We start from the raw sequence: 25853 nt of genomic DNA, 5'->3' as shown, positions 1-25853 counted from the left end.
GCTATGCCAGGAAGAAGCGGATGGCCTCGCCGACCACGGCCGGCTGGATGGCATGCGGGCCGTCGAACTCGACATATTCGACATCGTAGCCGGCCGCCTTCAGCCTGGTGGCATGGGTCCGTCCGCTGGTCTGCACCGGCAATTGCTCGTCGCTCAATCCATGCGCGATGAAGACCCTGGGCGTGCCCTCCTGCATGAACACGGACATGAAACCGCCCGAAAAGGCGATCACGTGGCTGGCGATATCGCCATTGGTAATGCCGATCGAGAGCGCGTAGCTCGCTCCATCCGAAAAACCGGCAAACGCGAGCCGGTCGCGACGGATCGGGTAACGCGCCCCGACCGCCGCCAGTGCGTGATGCAGTTGCTGCAGGTCGGGACCGTTGCCGCCAATCACGATGTCCCACGTGGGAAAGGTCGAATGCGGCGCGAGGATGAGGAATCTGTGCGCATCCGCATGGGGTTCGATAAACGGCAGCACCTTCTCCGGAAACCCGCCCGCACCGTGGAACATGATCCACAGCGGCACCGGCGCATCCGCCTGGATGCCTTCGGGCACGTACAGGACGGCGTCACGTTCGCCGGCGACGCCAAGTCGATGGCGGCCCGGCGGCAATGGCAGGTCCGACGGACTGGCGTGCGTAAAGGCCATCCGGCCAAGCAACGAAGGATCGAACATGGCGGAAACCGGGCAAGGATCATATGGTGATATGTAATATATCACCATATTGTGCGCAAGGCGACCTTTGGAGTCAGTTGCCCGGTGGCGCCATCAATGCGTGCGATCTTGCTGATAAACGACGCGCTGGCCGTCGGCGTTGGCCGCTGCCACCGCTTCGATGGCCGCGCTTTCGGGCAAGGGCCCGGTCAGGCTCAGTTCGATCTGGTCACCGGGCATCGGGCGCGCCAGCAGGAGCCGTTCGTGGTGGTGGCAATACAGCGCGAAGCTGACGCCACGGCGCACCGCATGCGTGGCCCCGGCGCAGAAGCGGCCGACGCAGATCGGGCAGTTCCAGTGCCAGGCACCCGGCGCGGACTCCGGCGCATGGGCGTAGCACTGGATGAATTGTGATGGTGTCGCCATGAAATCCCCGCGGTTTCTCGGGACGAGATGCTCACCAGCGTAGGACAAAGGCGCCGGGGTCGCGGCCCTTTTTCGGCAGGATTTGACCGGACACCATCCCAATGTCTGACATCACTGCGGTGTCCGGCCGAGGCGGCACGCACGATCCAGGAAATCGCTGGCATGGCCGGTGCTGCCGGATGCACCGTCGACGGGCTGATCCACCACCAGGAAGCCGGACGGGCCTTCGCGCCCCGGCACATAGCTGACGAATACCCCGCGGTCCGCGATGCGTGCCGGCTCGCCAAGGCTCGACCGGACCGCGTCGAAGGCATTGATGCGCAGCGTGTGGTCGGATGACGGGATCAGCACGGCACGCACCGGCTTGCCCTGGAAGCGGAAATCGCCCCAGCCTTCGCTGGCTTTAGCTGCGTTCTCGGCAACAAACGCGCGCGCGGCCTCGCTGATGCAGTCGAGATGGATGTGAAGCTGGTCCTGGCTGCGCGATGCGCGGGAGTTCACCGCCAGGCCGACCAGGTTGTCGGGAACGGGCTGGCCGATGGCCTGGCTGACGATATCGCGCGCTTCCCAGCCGAACGCCCACTGGTTCTGGGCCTTGTCATCGTCCCACAGCTTCGGATCGTCCACGCCTGTCACCCTATGGTCCGGGATCACAAGGTAATGGCTGGGGCCGATGGCGTCCTTATAGAGCACCAGACCGCGTTCGCGGTCAACCACGGCGCAGTCGGCATGTCGCTCCCGTTCCGGCATCAGGCAGCGTTGCTGCACGTGTTTCCACAGGCTGTCCCGCGTCATGCCCGGCAGCCACAGGTCTTCCTGGCGGCATTGGGCGGTCAGCGCGAGCGTGGAAAGCGCAATCCATGCGGCCCCGGCCATGCCGCGGCGCAGCCACGGACGACGGGAGTCGCGCTTCGGTTCGGGAGGCAATGCAGGCATGGCGGCAATCATCGCATGGCAACGGCATGCAGCATGAATAGCATCATGCGGTGACGGCACCATGACCAGGAGGCGCCAGCAGGACCCGTGCGCTAACGGCTAGTAGCGCCCGTATCGGCCGCCATAGAACGAGCCACTGCGCGGATTGGAGATGATGAATGCGCGGCTTCGCGCCCACGTTTGGGCAGCGAGGAAGACTTCAGGTTCGCGCTGGCTCCAGTCGCTCACCATCAGCGGGTCCGCGCCGTCTTCCGACGTCGGATAAACAGCCGCCCTGTGAAGGGCTGCCTGTCCGGGAGTGCCCGGTACCGTAATCATACGAATCGTCACGCGCATCAGCGATTGCATCGAAGCCCGATTGAGGAGGATTCTGTAAAGCGATTATGACCGTTGCGTGACGAAATTCAACTACACGTTTTCTCTCCCTTTCCTTGCGGCAGCCCTGTCATTCGTCATCGTTCTGTCATGGCTGGCAGCCAGAATGCGCACGTCATTCAAGCAAGGGAGTCAGATGATGCATGCCATCGAAGTGCGCGGCCTGACCAAGTCGTTCCGCGCAGACCGCAAGGCGCTTGACGATGTCACGCTGCACGTCGCGCCCGGCGAAATGGTCGCACTGCTGGGCGCTTCGGGCTCCGGCAAGTCTACGCTGCTGCGACACATCGCCGGCTTTGTTACCAGCGATGCGCGCTGCGGCGAGATCCTCGTGAACGGCCGCACCGTCCAGAGCCACGGACGCCTCGCGCGCAACGTACGCAGCGTTCGCTCGGAAATCGGTTTTGTGTTTCAGCAGTTCAACCTGGTCGGGCGCTTGCCGGTCATGACCAATGTGCTGGTCGGCATGCTCTCGCGCCTGCCGAAGTGGCGCAGCCTGTTGCGCCTGTTCAAGGCCGACGAGATCCAGGCGGGCCTCGATGCGCTTGCCCAGGTTGGTATAGACGACTATGCGTTCCAACGGGCCTCGACGCTGTCGGGCGGCCAGCAGCAGCGCGCCGCCATCGCCCGCACGCTGGTGCAGAACGCCCGCGTGATCCTGGCCGACGAGCCGATCGCCTCGCTGGACCCGGAATCGTCGCGCCGCGTGATGTCGTTGCTGTCGCAGATCAACCGCACGCGCCAGGTTGCCGTGGTGGTATCGCTGCACCAGGTCGACGTGGCCATGCGCTACTGCCCGCGCGTGGTCGCGCTGCGCCATGGCAAGGTCGTCTACGACGGCCCGTCCGCCGCGCTGACGCCCCACATGCTGCGCGAACTGTACGGTACCGAGGCGGAAGAACTGCTGCACGACACCCTGGACCGCGAGCCGGAAAGCGTAGCCGTTGCCGCGCCCGTGCTGGCACCCATGAATCTCGCGACGGCCTGAAAGCGGTCGCGCGTCGCTCTTTTTTCAGACGTCCCCAGGACGTTCTCCACATCGAATTCCAAACGGAGTCATCCCATGCTTCGCAGAACTTTTCTCGCCGTGGTGGCATCGGGCGTGGTCGCCATGCCCGCTTTTGCGCAGGACGCCAAGACGCTGAACATTGGCTTTATCTCGACGGAGTCGTCGTCGAACCTGAAGTCGGCCTGGCAGCCGCTGATCGATGACCTCAGCAAGTCGCTGGGCGTCACCATCAAGCCGTTCTTTGCCTCGGACTACGCCGGCATCATCGAAGGCATGCGCTTCAACAAGGTGCAGATCGCATGGTTCGGCAACAAGTCCGCCATGGAAGCCGTGGACCGCGCCAACGGCGAAGTCTTCGCCTCGGTGATCGACAAGGACGGCAACCCGGGCTACTGGTCGCTGCTGATCGTCAACAAGGACAGCGACCTCAAGAGCGTCGAAGACGTCATCAAGCGCGGCAAGGAACTGAGCTATGGTGCCGGCGACCCGAACTCGACCTCGGGCACGGCCGTGCCGGGTTACTACCTTTGGGCCGCCAACAAGGTCGAGCCGAAGACGCTGTTCAAGGCCGTGCGCATCAGCAACCACGAAACCAATCTGCTGTCGGTGCTGAACAAGCAGGTCGACGTGGCCGTCAACAACACCGAGAACTTCGAGCGCTACCGCATCAACACGGGCAAGAACCCGTATGACCAGGTGCGTGTGTTGTGGAAGTCCCCGCTGATCCCGGCGGATCCGCTGGTCTACCGCAAGGACCTGCCGGCCGACATGAAGAAGAAGATCCAGACCTTCTTCGTCAACTACGGCAAGGGTGCCGATGCCGCACGCGAGAAGCAGGTGCTGGCCACGCTGACCTACCAGGGCTTCCGTCCTTCCAGCGACGCGCAACTGGTGCCGATCCGCCAGATCGAACTGGCCAAGGAGAAGGCGCGCATCGAGACCGACACCACGCTGGCCGGCGCCGACAAGCAGAAGCAGCTTGCCGACGTATCGCGCCGCCTGGCCGAACTCGACAAGGCTGTCAGCACGCAGTAACCACCCTGGCGGCTGGCGCGCGCACATGCCGCCAGCCGCCGCATCTTGTCTCGTCTTCTTGCCACATTGGATTGTCCCCATGACCGCCACCACCCAGCGCGCCCGGCCGCCCTCCCCAAACAGCCAGGCCCGGCCGCCGCGCACGCCGCTTTCCGTGATGCTGATCTGGGCGATCGTGCTGGCCATGCTGGTCCTGTCGTGGAACGGCGCCGACATGCGTCCGCTGGACCTATTGCGCGATTCCGGCAACATGGCAAAGTTTGCCGCCGACTTCTTCCCGCCTGATTTCCGCGACTGGCGCCACTACCTGGACGAAATGCTCGTGACCGTGCAGATCGCCGTGTGGGGCACGGCCATCGCCGTCTTCATGGCCGTGCCGTTCGGCCTGCTGTGCTCGGCCAATATCGTGCCGGCATGGGTCTACCAGCCGGCGCGCCGCCTCATGGACGCGTGCCGCGCCATCAACGAGATGGTCTTCGCCATGCTGTTCATCGTGGCCGTTGGCCTGGGTCCTTTCGCCGGCGTGCTGGCGCTTTGGATCCACACCACCGGCGTACTGGCCAAGCTTTTCGCCGAGGCCGTCGAGGCCATTGATCCGCGCCCGGTCGAAGGCGTGCGCGCCACCGGTGCGGGGCCGCTCGAAGAGATCGTCTATGGCGTGATTCCGCAGGTGCTGCCGCTGTGGCTGTCGTTCGCGCTGTACCGCTTCGAGTCGAACGTGCGTTCGGCTTCGGTGGTGGGCATCGTCGGCGCCGGCGGGATCGGGACCGTGCTGTGGGAAATCATCCGCAGTTTCCAGTACGGGCAGACGTGTGCCGTGATGATCATTATCATTGTGTTCGTGATCGCGATCGACGTGGTCTCGGCGCAGATCCGCAAAGTGCTGGTCTGACCTCACGAACTCAAGTCCCACCTCTTGCAGAATGCCATGCTGACCCTGCCCCGCATCGAATCCCTGTTTGCCAGCCACGGCACCGCCTACTACGGCGGCGAGGCCATCAGCCAGACCGCCCACGCGCTGCAATGCGCGCAACTGGCCGAACAGGCCGGCGAACCGGAAGCGCTGATCGTCGCCGCGCTGCTGCACGACGTCGGCCACCTCATGCTGGCCGAAAGCAGCACCACCGACATGCGGCACCAGGAAGCCGCCGCCGACGCGCTGGCCGGACTCTTTGACGCGGCCGTCACCGAGCCGATCCGCTTGCACGTCGCCGCCAAGCGCTACCTGTGCACGGTGGATGCGGGCTACTTCGGCACGCTGTCGCCGGCGTCGGTCCACAGCCTGGCCCTGCAGGGCGGCCCGTACGACGCGACCCAGGCCGCCACGTTCGCCGCGGGCCCGCATGCCGACGCAGCGGTGCGGCTGCGCCGCTACGACGACCTGGCCAAGGTGGTGGACTTGCCCACGCCTTCGCTCGCCCACTACCTCGACATGGCCGCACGCTGCACGCGCGCCGCGGCATGAGCGATCCGGCGATGACGCTGCGCGAGGTGCGGGGCAGCGACGAAGAGCTTCAGCAGCTTGCCGCCCTGCTCGCGACCATGGACAACGAGCCGGAACTGCCGCTCGCCACCCTGCGCGAGCGCTTCGCGGCGATGCGGGCGTTCCCGTCCTATCGCTGCTACCTCATGGTCGATGCGAATGGCGTGCCGGCGGGCACCTTCAGCCTGCTGCTGTTTCCGGTCATGGTCCACGACGGACGTCCGGAAGCCATCGTCGAAGGCGTGGTGGTCGCCCCCGCCATGCGCGGCACGGGCGTCGGCAAGGCCATGATGCTTGAAGCCATGCGGCTGGCGCGTGAAGGCGGGGCGTGCAAGCTGGCCCTCTCCTCGAGCGCGCGCCGCCTGCGCGCCCATGCGTTCTATCGGGGGCTCGGGTTCACCGAGCACGGCATCAGCTTCAGTACGGCGCTATAGGCGCTGGCGGCTACGCAGTCAGACCCCGACCAGGCGCGCGAAGGCTTCCGTCGAGTCGGCCAGTGCGCCGCTATTGTCAATCTCCACCAGCCGGCATTGCGCCGGCACGGCAAAGTCTTCCGTCGCGCGTGCCAGTCGCCGCGCGATCGCCTCTTCCGATTCCCGGCCGCGCTGGCGCAGGCGTGCCGCCAGCACTTCCGGCTTGACGCGGACATGGACGGCGCATAGCGCCGGATAGCGCGCCACCGCATGCGGCAGGTACTCGCGCGAGCCGTTGACGATGACCTTCAGGCCGCGCGCCAGCCACGGCTCGATCTCCACGCCGATGCCGTAGTGCAGGCCATGGCTGCGCCAGTGCAACGCCAGGCAGCCCAGGCCGGCCCGGCGCTCAAACTCGCCAGTGGTCAGGGAGACGGAGGCCTCGTTGGCGTCCGCATCACGCGTGATGTAGCGATGGGCCACGACCACGCGGTCTTCCGGCCCCAGCCGCGAATGCAGCGCGCGCAGCAGCGAATCCTTGCCGCTGCCTGAAGGTCCCATCACGTAGAAAAGACCGTTGCCATCGATGCGCATGGGTTGGCTCACGGTTCGAGATAGGCGGTGCCAACGCCGTCCACCACGCCGCCGTCGAAGCGGTAGTGCCTGCCGACGACGAAGTCTTCGCCGGCTTTCGGCTGCACGAAGACGCTCACACCGTCCACGTGCAACGGCGCTTGCAGCAGCGTGCGGCAATCGGCGGACAGCCTGGCAAGCGCGGCGTCGGCCTCCCCTGGCGTCAGCATGCCGGTCAGCGTGATATGGAATTTGAAGGTGTCGAAGACATAGGGGTAGCCCCATATCTCCAGCATCTGGCGCTGCGCGGGCGTGAGTTGATCGGGCTTGCGGCGGGCCAGTTCCTCGGCAGTGGCCTGTGCGCGGAACGGTTCGAAGGCCTGTACGCAGGCATCGGCCAGTGCGTGTGTCGCACGGGCGCCGGCGGTGTTCTCGTCCAGGCACCAGGCAAGGAACCCGCGCAGCGAGTGCAAGACCAGCGGCGCATCGAACGCGGCGTGTTCGCGGGCAAAGGCGCGGGCCGCGGCGTCCAGCATCGGTGCCGACGTGCCCGCGGCCAGCCTGAACGGCGGCTTCAGGGTGGCGTGCAGGCCGTAGTGCGCTGGTGCGTCAATCCACGCCTGCGGCCGGTCCGGGTCAGGCAGCGCGGTGCCGGTGTCGGCGTCGCGGCCGAGCCACTGGCTGCCGAAGGCGCGGTACGGTTCGCCGGGGGCGAGGTAGATGGCGTAGCGATGCGCTTGCATGATCACGCCGCCTTGCTGTCGTTGCCGGCGAACCGGGCATCGGAGATGTCGATGACGGGCAGCGACATGGCGGCGTGCCTGACCTCGCCGCCAACGATTGTTGCGACGACACGCGGCAGGCCGGGCTGGCGGTCATCGACCATGATCGCGTCGGCGCGCAGGCCCGGGGCCAGCGTGCCGCGATCGCGCAGGCCCGCGGCACGCGCCGGATTGCGCGAGACCAGCTTCCAGGCGGCCGGAAGATCCGCCACCCCGAGCTGCACCAGCCGGAACGCGGCCTGCAGGGGCGCCGGATAGTAGTAGTCGGACGCGAGCACCGTGCACAGGCCGGCCGATACCATTTCCGTGGCATTGGGCGCGCCGGTGTGGCTGGTGCCACGCACCACATTGGGCGCGCCGAACACGACATCGTCGCCGAGCTGGCGCGCCAGGCGCGCGGTCTCGACCGTCATCGGGAACTCCGCAATGCGGCAGCCTTGCCGGTGGTAGTGCTGCCGCGTGGCGAGGTCCGGGTCGTCATGCGACGCCACGGGCAGGCCCGCATTGCAGGCTGCCGCAACCAGCCGGGACATCGCGGCCGGCACGTCCTGTGCGTGGCGGCTGGCCGTGCGCAGGCGATTGCAGAACGTCTCCATGTCGCACTCCGCGCGCTCCGCGTACTGCAGGACCTTGCGCTCGTCGCCGATGCGGCGGGCCATGGTCGGCAGGTGGTCGTTGATCGCCAGCAGCCCGACGCGCCCCGCCTCCATCCAGGCCAGCGCGGTTTCCACGCCATCGAGGTGATAGGCCTCGAAACGCAGGTGTACCTTGTGCGAGGCACCTAGCACCGGCTCGAGTTGGGCCAGCGCTTCGAACATCCGCAGCGCGTAGGCCTCGCCGCGCAGGCCGCCTTCCCACGACAGCGTCACGCCGTGGAACTCCGTCGTGATGCCGTGCGCAAGCAACTGTCGATCGACGTCGAGCAGCGCGCCCGCATAGGGAAAGCTCACGCCGGGGCGCGGCATCACGGCACGCTCGAAGGCATCGCCATGGATATCGACGATGCCGGGGAGCACGAGCAAGTCGCCTGCATCGAGGCAAGTCCCCGCCTGCGGCACCTGTTGCGCCACGCAGCCGTCGTGGAACCCGAGCGTGGCCGGGACGATGCCGCCCGTGCCGAGTACGCGGCGGCTGGTGATCCCCGCAAGCGGGGGCGTAGTGGATGGGCTAGTGATAGGCATGGTCGATACGTTAGCGCCGGCGCGTGACAGCCAGATGTCTAGACCAATGCTTCAGATCGAGATCGTTCCTGGCCGTCATGAAGGTGCTCCCGATGCGCGTGGCTCGATGGGCTATTCGTTGTCGGAAACGGTGAGCTGCACCCAGTCACCGGCAAAACGGGTCATGCTGTACTGCAATGGCGCGCCGTCGATATCGACGTTCAGCGCTTCCACCTGCAGCACGGGGCGTGTCTTGGGCTGGTTGAGCAACCGCGCAACGGGTGCGGTGGGCATCGATGCGGTGATGCGCGACCATTTGCGCGTGTAGTCGGCAATGCCGAAATGCGCCAGCCCGCGCGAGATCGACAGCTTTTCGCGCACTTGCTCGGCCAGGCCGGGAAAGCGCTTGTTGTCGAAGTAATGGTCGGCGACGTCGATGGTGCGGTCTTCCGCCTTGCCGATCATCTGTACGTGCAGGATATCCGCCGTGCGCGGCAGGCCAAGGTGCTTTGCCATGTCGGGCGCACGCATGACGCGGCTGTCCAGGATCTCGATATGGCCGCGCATGCCCTGTGCCGCAAGGTTCTGCGAAAAGCGCGTGCGGCGCCCGATCGCATAGTCGATCGCGTGTTCCTGCACGAAGGTGCCGCGGCCCTGCTCGATCCGCACCAGCCCGTTCAGTTCCAGCTCGCCCATGGCGCGGCGGATGGTGTGGCGGTTGACCGCGAAGCGGCTGGCCAGCTCCGGCTCCGGCGGCAGTTGTTCACCGGGGCCATAGAGCTTGTTGCGGATGTCTTCCGCCAGTGCCTCGCCAATCTGGCGCCATACCGCAACGCCGGAACCCCGTTCGACTTCTCGATCAGACATTGTCTTGCCTTGCCCTTTGTCATCAAGCATTCACCGGAGCGGATTCCACTAGAGGCATGCAAAGACTTCCCCGCATCAATCCGTTCCATCCCCGCAATTGTGCCTCAGCCCCGGCGCGCAACGTTCGAGTCCGAGCATTGGGCGGGTCCGTCACAAAAGCTTCATACCCGTGTGTTCTAGTGTCGCCGTGTTGAGACTGCTAACATCTAAACGTATAGACGTATAGGGGTGACAATGGAACACGATACCACGGCGGATGCCAACGCCGCCCGCGCTGCCTGGCTGCGCATCCTGGCGCTGGCGCAGCCGGATGCGCTCGATGCGGCCTACGCGCAGCTTTCCCGGCAGGACGCCCTGCCCGCCTATCGGCTGCTGCGCAAGCCGGAAGCCGGCATGGCCATGGTGCGCGCCCGTGCGGGCGGCACCGGTGCGCAGTTCAACCTGGGCGAAATCTCGGTGACGCGCTGCGCCGTCGTGCTCGAAGGCGGTGCCGACGGCGGCACGGCGGGCGTTGCCTACGTGCAAGGGCGCGGCACGCGCCATGCCGAGCAGGCGGCCGTGCTGGACGCCCTGCTCCAGCGCGCGGACTGGCACCGGCGCGTGCACGACGTGGTGCTCGCGCCGCTCGCCCGGGCTCACGCCGAGCGCGCGGCCAGTCGCGCGGGCGTTGCCGCACAGACGCGCGTGGAGTTTTTCACCATGGTTCGCGGAGAAGACTGACATGCAAACGCTTCAAACAACCTCCGCCGCCGCGAGCGCAGCATTGCTGCCCGGCTTCGGCAACCCGGTCGAAGACGCCCAGCAGGTATTCCGCCACACGCTGGATGCCATGGCACGGCCTGGCACCGTGCAGCCGCTACCGGTGACCAGCGGCGTGCCGGAAGGCCTCTCGCCGGCCCAGGCCGCGCTGCTCCTGACCCTGGCGGACGCCGACACACCGGTCTGGTTGCCAGCGGGCGTGCCCGCCGCGGTGCGCGCCTTCCTGCGTTTCCACTGCGGCTGCCCGCTGGTGGACGACGTGGGCGCCGCTACCTTTGTCTGCGTGCCCCCCGGCCACGCCCAGCCGCCGCTGTCCGCTTGCGCGCAGGGCGAGGCCACCTATCCGGACCGGTCCGCCACGCTCATCGTGGAAGTCGCGTCGCTTGACGACGGCGAAGCGCTCTCGCTGCGCGGCCCTGGCATCGAGACCACCCAAGCGCTTCGCGTGACGGGCCTGCCCGGAGACTTCCGCGTGCAATGGGGCGCCAACCATGCCGCATTCCCGCTGGGCGTCGACCTGCTGCTGACCAGCGGCGACCAATTCTGCGCGCTGCCCCGCACCACGCAACTGGAGGACTGACATGTACGTAGCCGTCAAAGGGGGCGAACGTGCCATCCTCAATTCCTACCAGATGCTCGATACCTACCGCCGTGGCGACACCGCGGTGCCCGAGCTGACGCTGGCGCAGATCCGCGAGCAGATGCCGCTGGCGGTCTCGCGCGTGATGGCCGAGGGTTCCCTATACGATCCGCACCTGGCCGCGCTGGCGCTCAAGCAAGCCGCTGGGGACCAGATCGAAGCGATCTTCCTGCTGCGCGCCTACCGCACCACGCTGCCGCGCTTCGGCTACACCCAGGCGGTCGACACGGGCAAGATGCGCCTGGAACGCCGGATTTCCTCGACCTTCAAGGACGTTCCGGGCGGACAGGTACTCGGCCCGACCTACGACTACACGCAGCGCCTGCTGGACTTCTCGCTCGAAGCCGAACGCGATCCGGCGCCGCTGCCACCGTCGCCCGAACCGCTGGCCTCCGACATGCCGCGCGTGACCGCGCTGCTCGAAGCCGATGAACTGGTCGAGGCCGATGCCATCCCTGCCGGCGACCCGGCCCCGCCGGACCTGACCCGCGAGCCGCTGACGCTGCCGGCGGGCCGCGCCGCGCGGCTGCAGAACCTGGCACGCGCGGATGAAGGCTTCCTGCTGTCGATGGGGTACTCCACGCAACGCGGCTACGGCAACTCGCACCCGTTCGCGGCCGAGATCCGCTATGGCACGGCCGAAGTCGAGCTGTTCGTGGAAGAGCTTGGCTTTGCGGTGACGATCGGCGAAGTCGAGCTGACCGAATGCCAGATGGTCAGCCAGTTCACCGGCAACGCCAGCGAGGCCCCGCGCTTCACGCGCGGCTACGGCCTGGTGTTCGGCTACGGCGAACGCAAGGCCATGTCGATGGCGCTGGCCGACCGCGCCATGCGCGCCGGCGAGCTTGGCGAAGCCGCCGACGCGCCGGCCAATGACGTGGAATTCATGCTGTACCACAGCGACAACGTCGAGGCCTCCGGCTTCGTGCAGCACCTGAAGCTGCCCCACTACGTGGACTTCCAGGCCAACCTGGAACTGCTGCGCCGGCTGCGCGCGGAACAGGAAGCGGCCCGGCCCGATGCGGTGCCTGCCGCAGCTGCGTCCGATACCCAGCCTCAGGAGGAGACGCTGGCATGAGTCAGACCAACGCTACCGCCGCGCCGGCCACCGTGGCCCGCGACGACCACTACAACTTCGGCTACCTCGACGAGTCGACCAAGCGCATGCTGCGCCGCGCGCTGCTCAAGGCAGTCGCCATCCCCGGCTACCAGGTACCGTTCGGCAGCCGCGAAATGCCGCTGCCGTATGGCTGGGGCACGGGCGGCATCCAGGTCACGGCCGCCATCATCGGCACGCAGGACGTGCTCAAGGTGATCGACCAGGGATCGGACGACACCACCAACGCCATCAATATCCGCCGCTTCTTCGGCCGCGTGACGGGCGTGAAGACCACCGAGCGCACGGCCGAGGCCAGCATCATCCAGACCCGCCACCGCATTCCCGAGTCGCCGTTGCACGCGGGCCAGGTGATGGTGTTCCAGGTGCCGATTCCCGAGCCGCTGCGCTGGCTGGAACCGAGCGAGCGCGAGACCCGCACCATGCATGCGCTGGCCGAGTATGGCTCGATGCACGTCAAGCTGTACGAAGACATCGCCCATCACGGCCATATCGCCACGACCTACGACTATCCCGTAATCGTCAACCAGCGCTACATGATGCGGCCGTCGCCGATTCCCAAGTTCGACAACCCGAAGCTCGATCGCAGCCCCGCGCTGATGCTGTTCGGCGCCGGGCGCGAGAAGCGCGTCTATGCGGTACCGCCGTACACTTCGGTCAAGAGCCTCGATTTCGTCGACCACCCGTTCACGGTCGAGAAATGGAGCCACTGCTGCGCCCAGTGCGGTGCGACCGACAGCTTCCTCGACGAGATCATTACCGATGACGCTGGCACGCGCATGTTCGTGTGCTCGGACACCGAGTATTGCGGCGACCGCGTCGCCGCGCAGCAGGCTGAAGGAGCCGCACAATGAGCGCCACGCCACTGCTTTCCGTCCGCGGCCTCACGCGCACCTGGGACGGCGTACATGGCTGCCACGACGTGAATTTCGATCTCTACCCCGGCGAAGTGCTGTGCGTGGTGGGCGAATCGGGCTCGGGCAAGAGCACGCTGCTGCAAGCCCTGTCGATGCAGGCGCCGCCGCAGCGCGGCACCGTCAGCTATGACATGCGCGAAAGCGGCCTGACCGACCTGGCCACGCTTTCCAGCGCGCGCATGCGCCTGCTGGCGCGGACCGACTGGGGCTTCGTGCGCCAGCATGCGCGAGACGGGCTGCGCATGCAGGTCAGCGCCGGCGCCAACATCGCCGAACGGCTGATGGCCGTCGGCGAACGCCACTACGGCGACCTGCGCGAGATCGCCGGTGCATGGCTGGAGAAGATGGAAATCGACCTGGCGCGCCTGGACGACGTACCGTCCACGTTCTCGGGCGGCATGCAGCAGCGCCTGCAGATCGCGCGCAACCTGGTCACGCATCCGCGGCTGGTGTTCATGGACGAGCCGACGGCGTCGCTCGATGTCTCGGTGCAGGCGCGCCTGCTGGACCTGCTGCGCCGCCTGGTGACCGATCTCGACCTGGCCGCCATCCTGGTCACGCACGACCTGGCCGTGGCCCGCCTGCTGGCGCATCGCACACTGGTCATGCAAGGCGGCCGCGTGGTGGAACAAGGCCTGACCGACCAGATCCTCGACGACCCGCAGCATCCGTACACGCAGCTGCTGGTTTCGTCCATCCTGCAGGGCTGACCATGACACAAGCCGAACCCAAGCAAGCCATGATCGAGGTCCGCGGCCTCGGCAAGATGTTCACGCTGCACAACCAGGGCGGCATCCGCCTGCCCGTGCTGCGCGCCATTGATTTCGATGCGGCAGCCGGCGAATGCCTGGTTCTGTCCGGGCCGTCCGGCACCGGCAAGAGCACGCTGCTGCGCTGCCTGTATGGCAACTACCTGGCCACCGAAGGCACGATCCGCCTGCGCGATGCCGCTGCGCCGGACGCGCCGTGGATCATGCTCAGCCATGCGCCCGAGCAGGTCATCCTGAAGCTGCGCCGCGACGTGATCGGCTATGTCAGCCAGTTCCTGCGCGCCATTCCGCGCGTGGCGGCGCTCGATGTCGTGGCCGACCCGCTGCAGCAGCGCGGCACCGGCCGCGACGAGGCCCGTGCCCGCGCCGCCGCACTGCTGGAGCGGCTGAACCTGCCGCGCCGCTTGTGGGATCTGCCCCCGGCCACGTTCTCGGGAGGCGAACAGCAGCGCGTGAACATCGCGCGCGGGCTGATCGGCGGACACCCGATCCTGCTGCTCGACGAGCCGACGGCCTCGCTCGACGCCGACAACCGCGCCGTGGTGGTGGCGCTGATCCGCGAGGCCCTGGCTGAGGGCCGCTGCCTGATCGGCATCTTCCACGACGACGCCGTGCGCGAAGCCGTCGCGACGCGCCTGCTGCCGCTGCAGCCGGCCACGGCCATCGCCTGAATTGCCTGCCTACCGAAACAGGAACCGGAATTGGAACTGGAAATGTCTTCCACCTACCTGACGCACGCCACACTTGTCCTGCCCGACCGCGTGCTGCATGACAGCGCGCTGCTGATCGAGCATGGCCGCATTGCCGCCATCGAGCCTGCACCGCATGCCGTGCCCGCCTCCGCACAGGTCGTCGACCTGCATGGCCACACCGTGATGCCCGGCCTGATCGACGTCCACTCCGATGCCATCGAGAAGGAAGCGGAACCACGCGCGGGTGTGATGTTCCCGCTTGACTTCGCCGTGGCACAGGTCGACCGCCGCAATGCAGCGGCCGGCATCACCACGCCGTACCACGCGCTGTCGTTCGCCAGCAACCAGTTCGGCGTGCGCAACAACGAGACCGCTTCCACGCTGGTGCGCGCCGTCGCTGCGTACCGCAGCCACAGCCTCGTGGACAACCGCATCCATTGCCGCTACGAGGTGACTGATGCCTCTGCCGTGCCGGTGCTTGAAGCGCTGATGGCGGAAGGCGTGGTTGACCTGCTCTCGGTCATGGACCATTCGCCCGGACAAGGCCAGTTCAAGACGCTGGACGCCTACCTGTCGTACATGATGGGCAACCACGGCATGAGCCGCGAGGAAGCCGTCGGCGCCGCGCAAAGGAAAACCGCGCAGCTCGAAGGCGCCAACGAGCGCGTGCAGCGCCTGCTGGCGGCGGCGCAGGCCCTGCAGATCCCGACCGCCAGCCACGATGACGATTCGCCGCAGCGCATTGCCGCCATGCATGCGCTGGGCGTGCGCATGAGCGAGTTCCCGATCAATGTCGAGACCGCGCAAGCAGCGGCAGATCGCGCGCTGCCGACGATCCTGGGGGCACCCAATGTGTTGCGCGGCCAGAGCCAGAGCGGTTCGATGCGCGCGATCGATGCCATCCATGCCGGCGTCGGCCATATCCTTTGTTCGGATTACCAGCCATCGACCCTGATCGCCGCCGCCTTCGCCGCGGCGCAACAGGCGGAACTGCCGCTGAACGAAGCGCTCGCGCTGGTCACGTCCAATCCGGCCGATGCCTGCCTGCTGAACGACCGCGGCCGATTGGTGGCGGGCGCGCGCGCCGACGTGATTGCCGTGGCGGCCATCGCCGGCCAGCCGCTGGTGACGCATACCTGGTGCGCCGGCCGGCTGGTGTTTTCGGCCGGCTATCCGGTGGTGCAGCATGCGCGCGCCCATGCGTCGGTGGCGGTGCCGCGGACGGCTGAACGGGAGATTGCCTGACGTGGCGCGGCTACCGCACCGCCCGCTGGAGCGGGTGTAGCCGGCGCTCGATCGATGGTGATGGGCTAGAAGCGCTCGGGCACGCGCCGGTACGCGTGGCTCGGCTCCTTGTAGCCCTCCGGCTTCTGCCGGGCCGGCAGTTTTGGCTTCTTGCGCGGAATCGCTTCGTAGGGAATGCGGTCGAGGAGATGGCTGATGATGTTCAGCCGGGCGCGCCGCTTGTCGTCGGAGCGGGTCACGAACCACGGCGATTCGTCGGTGTCGGTGGCCGCGAACATGGCATCGCGCGCGCGGGAATAGTCATACCAGCGCGAGTACGACTTGAGGTCCATGTCGGTCAGCTTCCAGGTCTTGCGCTGGTCGGTGATGCGGTCCTCCAGCCTGCGTGTCTGCTCTTCCTCGCTGACTTCCAGCCAGTATTTGAGCAACACCACGCCCGACTGGATGATGGCCCGCTCGACCAGAGGTACACCTCGCAAGAAGACGTCCACCTGCTCCTCGCTGCAGAATCCCATGACCCGTTCCACGCCCGCCCGGTTGTACCAGCTGCGGTCGAAGATCACGATCTCTCCGGCGGCGGGCAGGTGAGGGATATAGCGCTGCACGTACATCTGGCTCTTCTCGCGGTCGGTCGGCGCCGGCAGCGCCACCACGCGAAACACGCGCGGGCTCACGCGCTCTGTCATGGCCTTGATCACCCCGCCCTTGCCGGCGCCGTCGCGGCCTTCGAACAGGATGCAGACCTTGGCGCCGGTCGCCTTGACCCAGTCCTGCAGCTTGACCAGCTCGACATGCAGCCGGAACAGCTCCTCGTCATACTGCTTGCCGGTCATCTTCCCGCCGGCGGCGCCGGCATGGTCTGCATCGCGCTCGCCCTGCTTCTTTTTGCCCATACCCAGTCTCCCGTGGATGACCGGCCGTGCCGGCCCACTTGTTACTTTGGTGCCTCGGAAGCCATAGGGCAAGTCTTCGTTGCGCTGCCGGGCGGCGCACGCCCCTGGTATCAGGCGTATGCGCAGGCTGCAGGTGACCGGGACCGGGCCGTGTGCCGGGCCGATTCACGCAGACTCATTCGTGTCCGTCTTGCGGCGACCGCTTGGCGGGTCCGGCCGTGATATCGCCCGCCAGCCAGATGCGCGCGGTGGCTTCGCCGGCCCGCGTGAGCGGTGTCGGAGAGCTCGACGCCAGACGCATCGCCGGCTTTACTTGCTGCCGTCGCGAGCATCGCCGCCCAGCGGGTCCACGATGATCATGGTGCGGTCCAGTACGCCCCGGTCATCGAAATAGGCGCTGAAGTGCGCCGGCTGGTAACCGGCGACGTAGAGACGGTACGACCACGCCTCGCGCTTCATCAACGGGTAATACTGCACCGGTTCACGCGGCGAGCCGAAGCGTTCGGCGACATCGCGCTTGGTCCAGACGCCGGGACGCGCGCTGTAGATCTCCTCCTCCGTCAGCATCTGGCGGAAGTTCGTCAGCTTGCCGCCGGCATCGAAGTCGGCCGCGTACACGGCGAAGCCCAGCGGCTGCTTCGAGTAGATCCAGCGGCTGCGGCCGTCATTGAGCGGGAAGGTCTCCGTAGGCTGGCCAAAGGCATCGCGCACGCTGGCCTGCGTGCTGCCGATCATCTTCTGGCCGGTCTCGACCGGCTGCAGTGTTGCGCACGCGCCCAGCACGAGCGCGGCGGCTGCCAGCCAACTGCCATTTCGGAATTGCATGACCTTTCTCCAGTGTCGGCCAGCGCCGTGGCGCCGGTGGCCCACGAGCTGAGCATAGTCCTCCGGCAGTGGCTTTGCCGGACGGCCCTACGGGTAAACACCTGCAGCACCTAGAATATTCCGGTCAAGGCGGCGCGAACGCGAAAATTCCGTCCTGGCCATCGGAAGTGACCTGATTGTCACGCGATTTTCGCACCAAAATTGGGCGGATTGGCGATTCCAGCGCAAGAAATGCGCTGGAAGTCAGCCGCCCGAAAGCAAAGTCAGGCAAAATTCTGTGTTTGCCGGGCGGCTGATTGGTCCAGCTACCGGCGCGTGGTTCTATTCTTTGACATCCCCCCGATCAAGAGGCAAGCAATGAGTACGCAGCAACCCACCATCATTTACACCCTGACTGACGAAGCCCCCCTGCTGGCGACCAGTGCTTTCCTACCCATCATCCGCACGTTTACCAAGCCGGCCGGCGTTGAAGTCACGACCAGCGACATCTCCGTTGCCGGCCGTATCCTGGGCGAGTTCCCCGAGTTCCTGTCCGAAGAGCAGCGCGTGCCGGACAACCTCGCCGAACTGGGCCGCCTGACCCAGCTGGACGACACCAACATCATCAAGCTGCCGAACATCAGCGCATCGGTGTTCCAGCTGATGAGCGCCATCAAGGAACTGCAGGGCAAGGGCTACAAGATCCCGGATTACCCCGAAGACCCGAAGACCGAGGAAGAAAAGGCCATCCAGAAGCGCTACTCCAAGTGCCTGGGCAGCGCCGTGAACCCGGTCCTGCGCGAGGGCAACTCCGATCGCCGCGCCCCGGCCGCCGTCAAGAACTACGCGCGCAAGCACCCGCACAGCATGGGCGAGTGGAGCATGGCCTCGCGCACGCACGTGGCCCACATGAAGCACGGCGACTTCTACCACGGCGAGAAGTCCATCACCCTGGACAAGGCGCGTGAAGTGCGCATGGAACTGCTGACCAAGAGCGGCAAGACCATCGTGCTCAAGCCGAAAGTTTCGCTGCTGGCCGGCGAGATCGTCGACAGCATGTTCATGAGCAAGAAGGCCCTGCTGGCCTTCTACGAAGACCAGATGGAAGACGCGCGCAAGACCGGCGTGATGCTGAGCCTGCACGTCAAGGCGACGATGATGAAGGTGTCGCACCCGATCGTGTTCGGCCACGCCGTCAAGGTCTTCTACAAGGACGCTTTCGCCAAGCACCAGAAGCTGTTCGACGAACTGGGCGTGAACGTCAATAACGGCCTGGTGGACCTGTACACCAAGATCGAGACGCTGCCGGAATCCAAGAAGGAAGAAGTCATCCGTGACATGCACGCGTGCCACGAACATCGTCCGGAACTGGCGATGGTGGACTCGGCCAAGGGCATTTCGAACCTGCACGCGCCGAACGACGTGATCGTCGACGCCTCGATGCCGGCCATGATCCGTATCGGCGGCAAGATGTGGGGCGCCGATGGCCGCACCAAGGACACCAAGTGCCTGATCCCGGAATCGACCTTCGCCCGCATCTATCAGGAAATCATCAACTTCTGCAAGACCAACGGCGCCTTTGATCCGGTCACGATGGGCACCGTCCCCAACGTAGGCCTGATGGCGCAGAAGGCCGAAGAGTACGGCTCGCACGACAAGACCTTCGAGATCGCCGAAGACGGCGAAGCCCGCATCGTCGACAACGCCACCGGCGAAGTGCTGACGGCGCTGACGCAACTGGTTGAGCAGGGCGACATCTGGCGCATGTGCCAGGTCAAGGACGCGCCGATCCGCGACTGGGTCAAGCTGGCCGTGACGCGCGCGCGCAACTCTGGCATGCCGGCGGTGTTCTGGCTGGACCCGTACCGTCCGCACGAGGCCGAACTGATCAAGAAGGTCGAGACCTACCTGAAGGACTATGACACCAAGGGCCTCGAGATCCATATCATGTCGCAGGTTCGCGCCATGCGTTACACGCTCGAGCGCGTAATCCGTGGCCTGGACACCATCTCGGTGACCGGCAACATCCTGCGCGACTACCTGACCGACCTGTTCCCGATCATGGAACTGGGCACCAGCGCCAAGATGCTGTCGATCGTCCCGCTGATGGCCGGTGGCGGCATGTACGAGACCGGCGCAGGCGGTTCGGCGCCGAAGCACGTGCAGCAACTCGTGGAAGAAAACCACCTGCGCTGGGACTCGCTCGGTGAATTCCTGGCGCTGGCCGTGTCGCTGGAAGAGCTGGGCATCAAGTCGGGCAACGACAAGGCCAAGGTCCTGGCCAAGACGCTGGACGCCGCTACCGGCAAGCTGCTGGACAACGCCAAGAGCCCTTCGCCCAAGACCGGCCAGCTCGACAACCGTGGCAGCCAGTTCTACCTGGCCATGTACTGGGCCCAGGAACTCGCCGCGCAAACCGAAGACGCCGGCCTGGCCGCGACGTTCGCGCCGCTCGCCAAGCAGCTCACCGAAAATGAGAAGACCATTATTGGCGAACTGTCGGACGTACAAGGCAAGCCCGTGGACATCGGCGGCTACTACATGCCGGACGCGGAAAAGCTGTCCGCCATCATGCGCCCGAGCAAGACGCTGAACGCAGCCCTGGCATCGGTCCAGGCCTGATCGGCACATCCGATCCCGCAGGCGCCGCCAGGTGCCTGCCTGAAGCCGGAGGTTGGCATCCCGATGCCGCCTCCGGCTTTTTTTTGAGGTTCTTCGGCGAATTGCCAAGCACGACGTCCCCGAAGAGACCTTTTCCGGCCGCCTTGCCACCACGCACGGTGATCGCTGATCATTCAAATTTATTGAACAAACAATCCTAATCCAGCCTCGAATAGACCGCGACACCCGGCCTATATTTCCGTACATGAACGACGCACCTCAAAAAGCAATCGTTCTGAAAAATTCAACCAACCCGGAGATCATCATGTCGCGCGCTATCGTTGTCCGTACCGTTGCATCCGCCCTCCTCGTTTCGCTCGCTGCCGCGGTCGGCACGGTGTACGCAGCCCCGTCCACGAGCACCCATGCCGGAGACCGTTACGGCTACGAATTCCGCGTCGGCAATGCCAATCCGTACAGCGATGGTGCCCGCAATGTGGCCGACACCCACCCCGGCGACCGCTACGGTTACCAGTTCCGGACGGCAGACCCGTACACCGACGGCGCCCGTACAGTGGCCGGCCTTGATCGCGGCGGTGTTTCGAGCAGCCCGGCGCGCGGCTTCGATCCTTACAGCGACGGCGCGCACGCCTGAAACACACCACATCCACCGAAACTGGAGGCAATCATGACCCTTCGTGACAATGCACTGATCCTGGGCGGGTGGGTGATGCTCTGCCTCGGCAGCGGCGTGCTGATGAAGCTGGCAGCCCAAGCCCTTGCTTTCTGAGCCGTCACGCGCCTTCAGGCTGAAGGCGCGACGCCACCCTCGTCGGACTTGATCTTCGGCAAACCATGTAGCCGCCCGGCGCGCCATACTGATCGCAACATTTTCGTGACATCAGCACAGCGTTCCGTCCCCCGCATCATGGCAAAGAAATTCCCAATCCACCCGAGCCATCCCGAACGCATCTGCTGGGGTTGCGACAAGTATTGCCCGGTCGACGCCATGGGCTGTGGCAATGGCTCCAGCCGCACCCAACATCCCGCCGAACTGCTCGGCGATGACTGGCTGGAATTTGGCGAATGGGGCATCGAGTCCGATCAACCCAAGGCAGTTGATTTGCGTTAGCGCAATCACAGCCCGGCACGCCTCCTCAACGCCTGTAGCTTCCCTCCCGCCGCCGTCCATCGGCGATGGCTATCCCGCATCCCTGTTCCGCCGTCGTGGCGCGATCCATGCATGAACCATGGCATCCGGGCATTTCCGGGCCGGGCTTGCGCTAGCCATCCACAACTCCCGCACACCACAAAGCATCACAAGCGCTACGCCAGGCCAGCCCGCCCCCAATGTCTGGCGGCGATTACAATGCCTGAATCGCGCCAACCCCTCCCGGCAGTCTTTTCAATGGACGAACGACCATGCTGAAGCTCCAAGACCCCACCCTGCTGCGCCAGCAGTGCTATCTCGACGGACGCTGGACCGACGGCGAACGCCACATTGACGTGACCAACCCCGCCACCGGCGAACGCGTGGCGCAGGTGCCGCAGCTCGGCGCCGCGGAAGCCCGCCAGGCGGTCGAGGCCGCCAGCCGCGCGCTGCCGGCCTGGCGCGCGCGCGTGGCCAAGGAGCGCTCGGCGCTGCTGCGCAAGTGGTTCGAGCTGATCCTGGCCAACCAGGATGACCTGGCCCGCATCATGACCGCCGAGCAGGGCAAGCCGTTTGCCGAGGCCAAGGGCGAGATCGCCTATGCTGCGTCGTTCATTGAATGGTTTGCCGAGGAAGGCAAGCGCGTCTACGGGGAAACGATTCCGGCGCCGATCAGCACGCAGCGCATTGTCGTGACCAAGGAGCCGGTGGGCGTGTGCGCGGCGATCACGCCGTGGAACTTTCCGGCGGCCATGATCACCCGCAAGGCCGGCCCGGCATTGGCCGCCGGCTGCACCATGGTGGTCAAGCCGGCGTCGCAAACACCGCTGACCGCGCTGGCGCTTGCCGTGCTGGCGGAACGCGCCGGCATCCCGGCCGGGGTGCTGTCCGTGGTAACCGGGTCGGCGAGTGCCATCGGCGGCGAACTGAGCAGCAACCCGCTGGTGCGCAAGCTGACCTTCACGGGCTCCACCGAGGTCGGCCGCGTGCTGATGGCGCAGACCGCATCGACCATCAAGAAGGTATCGATGGAACTCGGCGGCAATGCGCCCTTTATCGTGTTCGATGATGCCGACCTGGACGCCGCGGTCGAAGGCGCCATCATCTCCAAGTACCGGAACGCGGGCCAGACCTGCGTCTGCGCGAACCGGATCTACGTCCAGGACAAAGTCTACGACGCGTTTGCCGAGAAGCTGGTCGCGGCGGTCGCCAGGCTCAAAGTCGGCAATGGCATGGACGAAGGCGTGCGCATCGGGCCGCTGATCGACGACAAGGCCGTAGCCAAGGTCGAAGAGCATATCGCCGACGCCCTTGGCAAGGGCGCGCGCGTGCTGGAGGGCGGCCACCGGCACGCGCTTGGCCACACATTCTTCGAGCCGACCATCCTGGCCGACGTCGCGCCCGGCATGCTGGTGGCGCGTGAGGAGACCTTTGGCCCGCTGGCGCCGCTGTTTCGCTTCAAGACCGAAGACGATGTCGTGGCCATGGCCAACGACACGGAGTTCGGCCTGGCCAGCTACTTCTATGCACGCGATCTCGGCCGCGTCTGGCGTGTCTCGGAACGGCTCGAGTACGGCATGGTCGGCGTGAACACCGGGCTGATTTCGAACGAGGTCGCGCCGTTCGGTGGCGTGAAACAGTCCGGCGTGGGCCGCGAGGGCTCGCACTACGGCATCGAGGACTACCTCGTGATCAAGTACACCTGCATGGCGGGCATCTGAGCGAAGCCCGCCTCCTCGCGTTCAGCGTTTGCCGTTGGCGCAGGCCACGTTGCGGGCCAGGTCGGGCCAGTCGCCGGCGCCCGGCAGGCAGGTCTTGCGGAACCGTTCGAGCTGGTCGTGGAAGCGCCGCATCAGCTCGAACTGGTACGACGCGCTCTCGAAAGTGAAGCGGGTGCCAAACTCATAGAGCGCGCCTTCGGCAGCGTGCGACAGCCGCTCCAGCCGCTGGGCCAGGGCGCGCCCTTCCACGCTGCGATGCCGCCGCAGCCGCCAGCTCAGGGCCTCCTGGCCATCCTCCAGCAGGCTCTGGTCGAGATAGCCCAGGCGGCCCGCCGCGGCGCGCGCCTCGTACATCGCGGACAGGTAGGCACAGACCACCGACAAGCGCTGGTTCATCTCTCCCTCGCGCAGCAACAGGTCGCGCGCGCAGGCCCGCAAGTGCTCGGCGGTGCCATGGTCGCTCTGCGCGCCTGCCTGGCGCGCGTACTCCACCACCGGACGGATGCCCAGGGACAGTCCCGGCGGCAGTACGCTCGTGATGCATTCGGCCAGTTGGTTCTGCAGGGCGCCGTCCAGTTCGCAGCAGGTTCCGCAGTCGGCGTCGAGATAGAAATCCAGGCTGATCCACCGGCCCGGTCCCGTGGTGATCACGGTGCGGACCGGCTTGTGGCCGGCGCTTTCCAGCACCTCCAGGCCAACCTGTACGCAACGTTCCCGCTCATCGTCGCCACCCAACGCGTTGACGATGTCGCGCGATCTCGTGGGCCCGAGGAACTCGGTGCGCGTGATCGGGTGCATCGTCGGTCCGAGCCGGTGCGATGCGCCGGCACGCGCTGGCAGCAGCAGTGTCTCGGGGTAGCTGGTTCCATTGACTGTCATTGGACCTCCGGTGTCAGTGGGGCGGCCCGGACTTCCGGGCGTGTATCCAGTAGCAGCGATGCCGGGGGCAATCGCGATCGTACCGCTGCGCTCATAGGACGGGCACCATGTCGAATGCCGGTCCCGCGACGGCGGGCAGGTTACCGAGGATGGACGAGGCGGGCTCCGCCACGCTGACCGGGGGCGGGCGGCGCGCCCCGCGGCGCACCCGTGATGGAGGCTCGCACAGGCTGCAGATAAACGAGCCCTGCGGTTCATGGGCATGCGTGACATAGCGGCCGCCGCAGCAACGACACGTGGACAACTGCAGCAACCCGCCTTCGCGAAAGCGCACCAGCGTCCAGAAGCGCGTGAAGCTGATCAGACACGCCTCGTCGCTGGCGCGCATATGGCCCGCATAGACGCGGTAGCTGTTGAGCACCGCGCGTATGCCTGGCAGCCCCGCCCGCTGCTGCATGAACTCATGGACGTTCAGCAGGTACGACGCGTGCGCGTTGGGCCGCCAGGTCACGAACCAGTCAGCCGAGAACGGCAGCATGCCTTTTGGCGGCGATCCCCCCGTCAGCTCCCGATACAGCCGGTACACGCGGCTGCGTGACAGCGCCACTTCCGCTTCCACGACCTGGGGCCGGGCCCCGAGGCCGATCAGCTCGATCGCAAGCTGGGTGTCGCTGGCATCCTGCAGTGCACTGCGTGCCGGTGCAGATTGCGCGGTGGTTTTCATCGTCCCTCCTCCAGGGCTTGCGCGGCCAACACGATGGCCGTATGCATATTGCACAACTCGTGCCGCGGCCGGATGCCCGCCAGCGCTTCGAGCAACGAACAGTTGTCAAGGCGGAAGCGGCACAGCACCATGCTCGAGCGCGCAAGACCCAGCAATTGCGCCGGCGTCAACGCCAGCAGTGCCCGCGCCACCTCTTTGCGGATGCCGAGCCTCAACAGGGCCTCGGGCTCGTTCTGGCGCATCAGCCGCTGCACCAGCAGCAGATAGGCCAGATTGACGTCCTTGATCTCACCTACCAGGTCACTGCTGTCCATTGCCAGCCTCCCAAGCGAAAGGAATTATCTTCACACTGTCCGCATGCCGGGCCCCGGCGGCGGATTGGGGCAAGGCCCGAGCCGTCCACGCCTGAGCGGACACCATTGCTCCCGCTCCCTGCGCCGGCACGCGCTGTTCGCCCGCACGCCCGCCAGTGGAAGCAAGACCTACCGCAGAGATCGCCGGACGGGCGGCAATGGCGCGCAGCCCTGCCTTGTCGACCAGCGCCACGCTGCGGTGCTTGACCCGGATCAGACCGGCCTCCGCAAGCCGGGAAAACTGACGGCTGACCGTCTCGAGGGTCAGGCCGATATAGCTGCCGATTTCTTCGCGACTCATGCGAAGGATGAACTCGCTCGATGAAAAGCCGCGCGCCGACTGTCCTTCGGAGATCCACAGCAGGAACGTCACGAGGCGCTCTTCCGCTGTCATCAGCGCAAGCAGGGTCTGCAACGCGCGCGTCCGCTGCGCGTGGCGGTCCAGTGCCAGGAACACCCGGCTGGCGAAGATCGGCGTGCTCGCCGCCCGCGTGCGCAGGGTTTCCACAGGGATCATGCAAACCTTGGTGTCTTCCAGCGCCGTCGCATAAGAGGCGTACTGGCGGCGGCCGATGCTGTCCAGGCCGACCATTTCGCCGGGGAAATGGAATCCGACCACTTGTGTGCGTCCGTCTTCCGTGGCCACATGCGTCTTGATCGTACCCACGCGGATCGCGAACACGGCCGCCACCGCATCGCCGAGCAGATAAAGCGGCTCGCCCTTGCGCAAACGAACCACGCGCTGGGCGAGCATGTCGGCCAGTTCGATGCCGCCGGGCGCACGCTCGCCAACCAGGCAGAAGCGCGCCATGGAGCATCCGGCACAGCACGGGATCGAATCAGGCGGTGGCGGGCAGGTTGTCAGGTTCAT

Annotated in this window: 30 protein-coding genes; 16 read left to right on the top strand and 14 right to left on the bottom strand. The window is 66.1% G+C overall.

Features of this window, described 5'->3' with window-relative positions; translation table 11 throughout:
- Position 1 precedes the first annotated feature (1 nt).
- The 4 genes from AC3FKH_RS10745 to AC3FKH_RS10730 form a co-directional block, all read right to left on the bottom strand.
- Positions 2–679, bottom strand: a complete 678-nt coding sequence (locus AC3FKH_RS10745; RefSeq protein ID WP_488675352.1) for an alpha/beta hydrolase — start codon at positions 677–679, stop codon at positions 2–4.
- Positions 680–772: 93 nt separating this feature from the next.
- Positions 773–1084 (bottom strand): hypothetical protein, encoded by a 312-nt coding sequence (locus tag AC3FKH_RS10740; protein ID WP_488675350.1) that lies wholly within the window; start codon positions 1082–1084, stop codon positions 773–775.
- A 111-nt stretch (positions 1085–1195) separates the two neighbouring features.
- Positions 1196–2020, bottom strand: coding sequence for a CDP-diacylglycerol diphosphatase (locus tag AC3FKH_RS10735; protein WP_488675348.1), 825 nt, complete (start codon positions 2018–2020; stop codon positions 1196–1198).
- A 99-nt stretch (positions 2021–2119) separates the two neighbouring features.
- Positions 2120–2368 (bottom strand): CDP-diacylglycerol pyrophosphatase, encoded by a 249-nt coding sequence (locus AC3FKH_RS10730; protein ID WP_483714314.1) that lies wholly within the window; start codon positions 2366–2368, stop codon positions 2120–2122.
- A 163-nt stretch (positions 2369–2531) separates the two neighbouring features.
- Between AC3FKH_RS10730 and phnC the strand changes: the two genes are divergently transcribed.
- The 5 genes from phnC (at position 2532) to AC3FKH_RS10705 (ending at position 6356) form a co-directional block, all read left to right on the top strand.
- Positions 2532–3383: a phosphonate ABC transporter ATP-binding protein gene (phnC, locus tag AC3FKH_RS10725; protein WP_488675346.1), complete on the top strand. Its 852-nt coding sequence runs from the start codon at positions 2532–2534 to the stop codon at positions 3381–3383.
- 75 nt (positions 3384–3458) lie between these two features.
- Positions 3459–4439, top strand: a complete 981-nt coding sequence (phnD, locus tag AC3FKH_RS10720) for a phosphonate ABC transporter substrate-binding protein (RefSeq protein WP_488675343.1) — start codon at positions 3459–3461, stop codon at positions 4437–4439.
- A gap of 79 nt (positions 4440–4518) precedes the next feature.
- A complete protein-coding gene (phnE, locus tag AC3FKH_RS10715; RefSeq protein WP_488675341.1) occupies positions 4519–5331 on the top strand; it encodes a phosphonate ABC transporter, permease protein PhnE in 813 nt (270 codons plus the stop codon).
- A 36-nt stretch (positions 5332–5367) separates the two neighbouring features.
- A complete protein-coding gene (locus AC3FKH_RS10710; protein ID WP_488675339.1) occupies positions 5368–5904 on the top strand; it encodes a phosphonate degradation HD-domain oxygenase in 537 nt (178 codons plus the stop codon).
- The gene (locus AC3FKH_RS10705) at positions 5901–6356 is read left to right on the top strand and encodes a GNAT family N-acetyltransferase (protein ID WP_488675337.1); all 456 of its coding nucleotides are present in this window, start codon (positions 5901–5903) and stop codon (positions 6354–6356) included. The genes AC3FKH_RS10710 and AC3FKH_RS10705 overlap by 4 nt, the downstream gene beginning before the upstream one ends.
- Positions 6357–6374: 18 nt before the next feature.
- Here the strand turns inward: AC3FKH_RS10705 and phnN are convergent, their stop codons facing one another.
- The 4 genes from phnN to phnF all read right to left on the bottom strand — a co-directional run bounded on the left by phnN (position 6375) and on the right by phnF (position 9717).
- Positions 6375–6929, bottom strand: a complete 555-nt coding sequence (phnN, locus tag AC3FKH_RS10700) for a phosphonate metabolism protein/1,5-bisphosphokinase (PRPP-forming) PhnN (protein WP_488675634.1) — start codon at positions 6927–6929, stop codon at positions 6375–6377.
- Between the two features lie 8 nt (positions 6930–6937).
- Entirely contained in the window at positions 6938–7657 is a 720-nt protein-coding gene (locus tag AC3FKH_RS10695) for a DUF1045 domain-containing protein (RefSeq protein ID WP_488675335.1), read from the bottom strand.
- Positions 7654–8871 (bottom strand): alpha-D-ribose 1-methylphosphonate 5-triphosphate diphosphatase, encoded by a 1218-nt coding sequence (locus tag AC3FKH_RS10690; protein WP_488675333.1) that lies wholly within the window; start codon positions 8869–8871, stop codon positions 7654–7656. The genes AC3FKH_RS10695 and AC3FKH_RS10690 overlap by 4 nt, the downstream gene beginning before the upstream one ends.
- A 111-nt stretch (positions 8872–8982) precedes the next feature.
- Positions 8983–9717, bottom strand: coding sequence for a phosphonate metabolism transcriptional regulator PhnF (gene phnF, locus AC3FKH_RS10685; protein ID WP_483714306.1), 735 nt, complete (start codon positions 9715–9717; stop codon positions 8983–8985).
- 234 nt (positions 9718–9951) lie between these two features.
- On the opposite strand from phnF, the gene phnG reads away from it, so the two are divergent.
- Genes phnG through AC3FKH_RS10650 form a run of 7 tightly spaced genes read left to right on the top strand, consistent with a single transcriptional unit; the run spans position 9952 to position 15857 of the window.
- Positions 9952–10437, top strand: coding sequence for a phosphonate C-P lyase system protein PhnG (gene phnG / locus AC3FKH_RS10680; RefSeq protein ID WP_488675330.1), 486 nt, complete (start codon positions 9952–9954; stop codon positions 10435–10437).
- 1 nt (position 10438) lies between these two features.
- Positions 10439–11056: a phosphonate C-P lyase system protein PhnH gene (phnH, locus tag AC3FKH_RS10675; RefSeq protein WP_488675328.1), complete on the top strand. Its 618-nt coding sequence runs from the start codon at positions 10439–10441 to the stop codon at positions 11054–11056.
- 1 nt (position 11057) lies between these two features.
- Positions 11058–12194: a carbon-phosphorus lyase complex subunit gene (locus AC3FKH_RS10670; protein WP_488675326.1), complete on the top strand. Its 1137-nt coding sequence runs from the start codon at positions 11058–11060 to the stop codon at positions 12192–12194.
- Entirely contained in the window at positions 12191–13087 is an 897-nt protein-coding gene (locus AC3FKH_RS10665; protein ID WP_488675324.1) for an alpha-D-ribose 1-methylphosphonate 5-phosphate C-P-lyase PhnJ, read from the top strand. The genes AC3FKH_RS10670 and AC3FKH_RS10665 overlap by 4 nt, the downstream gene beginning before the upstream one ends.
- Entirely contained in the window at positions 13084–13860 is a 777-nt protein-coding gene (gene phnK / locus AC3FKH_RS10660) for a phosphonate C-P lyase system protein PhnK (RefSeq protein WP_483714299.1), read from the top strand. Before AC3FKH_RS10665 ends, phnK begins: the two co-directional genes overlap by 4 nt.
- 2 nt (positions 13861–13862) lie before the next feature.
- On the top strand, positions 13863–14591 hold the full coding sequence (phnL, locus tag AC3FKH_RS10655; RefSeq protein WP_488675321.1) for a phosphonate C-P lyase system protein PhnL: 729 nt from the start codon (positions 13863–13865) through the stop codon (positions 14589–14591).
- A 42-nt stretch (positions 14592–14633) separates the two neighbouring features.
- Complete coding sequence (locus AC3FKH_RS10650; protein ID WP_488675319.1) at positions 14634–15857, top strand: alpha-D-ribose 1-methylphosphonate 5-triphosphate diphosphatase; 1224 nt, start codon at positions 14634–14636, stop codon at positions 15855–15857.
- A gap of 65 nt (positions 15858–15922) precedes the next feature.
- Here AC3FKH_RS10650 and ppk2 read toward each other — a convergent pair whose 3' ends face one another.
- Complete coding sequence (gene ppk2, locus AC3FKH_RS10645; RefSeq protein ID WP_488675632.1) at positions 15923–16690, bottom strand: polyphosphate kinase 2; 768 nt, start codon at positions 16688–16690, stop codon at positions 15923–15925.
- A 369-nt stretch (positions 16691–17059) separates the two neighbouring features.
- Positions 17060–17575 carry a hypothetical protein gene (locus AC3FKH_RS10640; RefSeq protein ID WP_483714294.1) on the bottom strand — a complete coding sequence of 172 codons (516 nt, stop codon included), beginning with the start codon at positions 17573–17575 and terminating at the stop codon, positions 17060–17062.
- Between the two features lie 357 nt (positions 17576–17932).
- Here AC3FKH_RS10640 and AC3FKH_RS10635 point away from each other — a divergent pair, with 357 nt between their 5' ends.
- The 4 genes from AC3FKH_RS10635 (at position 17933) to gabD (ending at position 23026) form a co-directional block, all read left to right on the top strand.
- On the top strand, positions 17933–20176 hold the full coding sequence (locus AC3FKH_RS10635; protein WP_488675317.1) for an NADP-dependent isocitrate dehydrogenase: 2244 nt from the start codon (positions 17933–17935) through the stop codon (positions 20174–20176).
- 244 nt (positions 20177–20420) lie between these two features.
- On the top strand, positions 20421–20810 hold the full coding sequence (locus tag AC3FKH_RS10630) for a hypothetical protein (RefSeq protein WP_488675315.1): 390 nt from the start codon (positions 20421–20423) through the stop codon (positions 20808–20810).
- Positions 20811–21083: 273 nt separating this feature from the next.
- Positions 21084–21287 (top strand): DUF3079 domain-containing protein, encoded by a 204-nt coding sequence (locus AC3FKH_RS10625; RefSeq protein WP_488675313.1) that lies wholly within the window; start codon positions 21084–21086, stop codon positions 21285–21287.
- Between the two features lie 290 nt (positions 21288–21577).
- On the top strand, positions 21578–23026 hold the full coding sequence (gene gabD, locus AC3FKH_RS10620; RefSeq protein WP_488675311.1) for an NADP-dependent succinate-semialdehyde dehydrogenase: 1449 nt from the start codon (positions 21578–21580) through the stop codon (positions 23024–23026).
- A 21-nt stretch (positions 23027–23047) separates the two neighbouring features.
- Here gabD and AC3FKH_RS10615 read toward each other — a convergent pair whose 3' ends face one another.
- The 4 genes from AC3FKH_RS10615 to AC3FKH_RS10600 form a co-directional block, all read right to left on the bottom strand.
- Positions 23048–23905, bottom strand: coding sequence for a hypothetical protein (locus AC3FKH_RS10615; protein WP_488675309.1), 858 nt, complete (start codon positions 23903–23905; stop codon positions 23048–23050).
- Between the two features lie 91 nt (positions 23906–23996).
- Positions 23997–24629, bottom strand: a complete 633-nt coding sequence (flhC, locus tag AC3FKH_RS10610) for a flagellar transcriptional regulator FlhC (RefSeq protein ID WP_488675307.1) — start codon at positions 24627–24629, stop codon at positions 23997–23999.
- Positions 24626–24943: a flagellar transcriptional regulator FlhD gene (gene flhD / locus AC3FKH_RS10605; RefSeq protein WP_488675306.1), complete on the bottom strand. Its 318-nt coding sequence runs from the start codon at positions 24941–24943 to the stop codon at positions 24626–24628. The genes flhC and flhD overlap by 4 nt, the downstream gene beginning before the upstream one ends.
- On the bottom strand, positions 24930–25853 hold the full coding sequence (locus AC3FKH_RS10600; protein ID WP_488675304.1) for a helix-turn-helix domain-containing protein: 924 nt from the start codon (positions 25851–25853) through the stop codon (positions 24930–24932). Before AC3FKH_RS10600 ends, flhD begins: the two co-directional genes overlap by 14 nt.

It is taken from the genome of Cupriavidus sp. 21MJTG02-4 (genome assembly GCF_057798975.1).
Note: the sequence above shows the minus strand (reverse complement) of the source record. Positions and strands in the feature narration are given on the sequence as shown.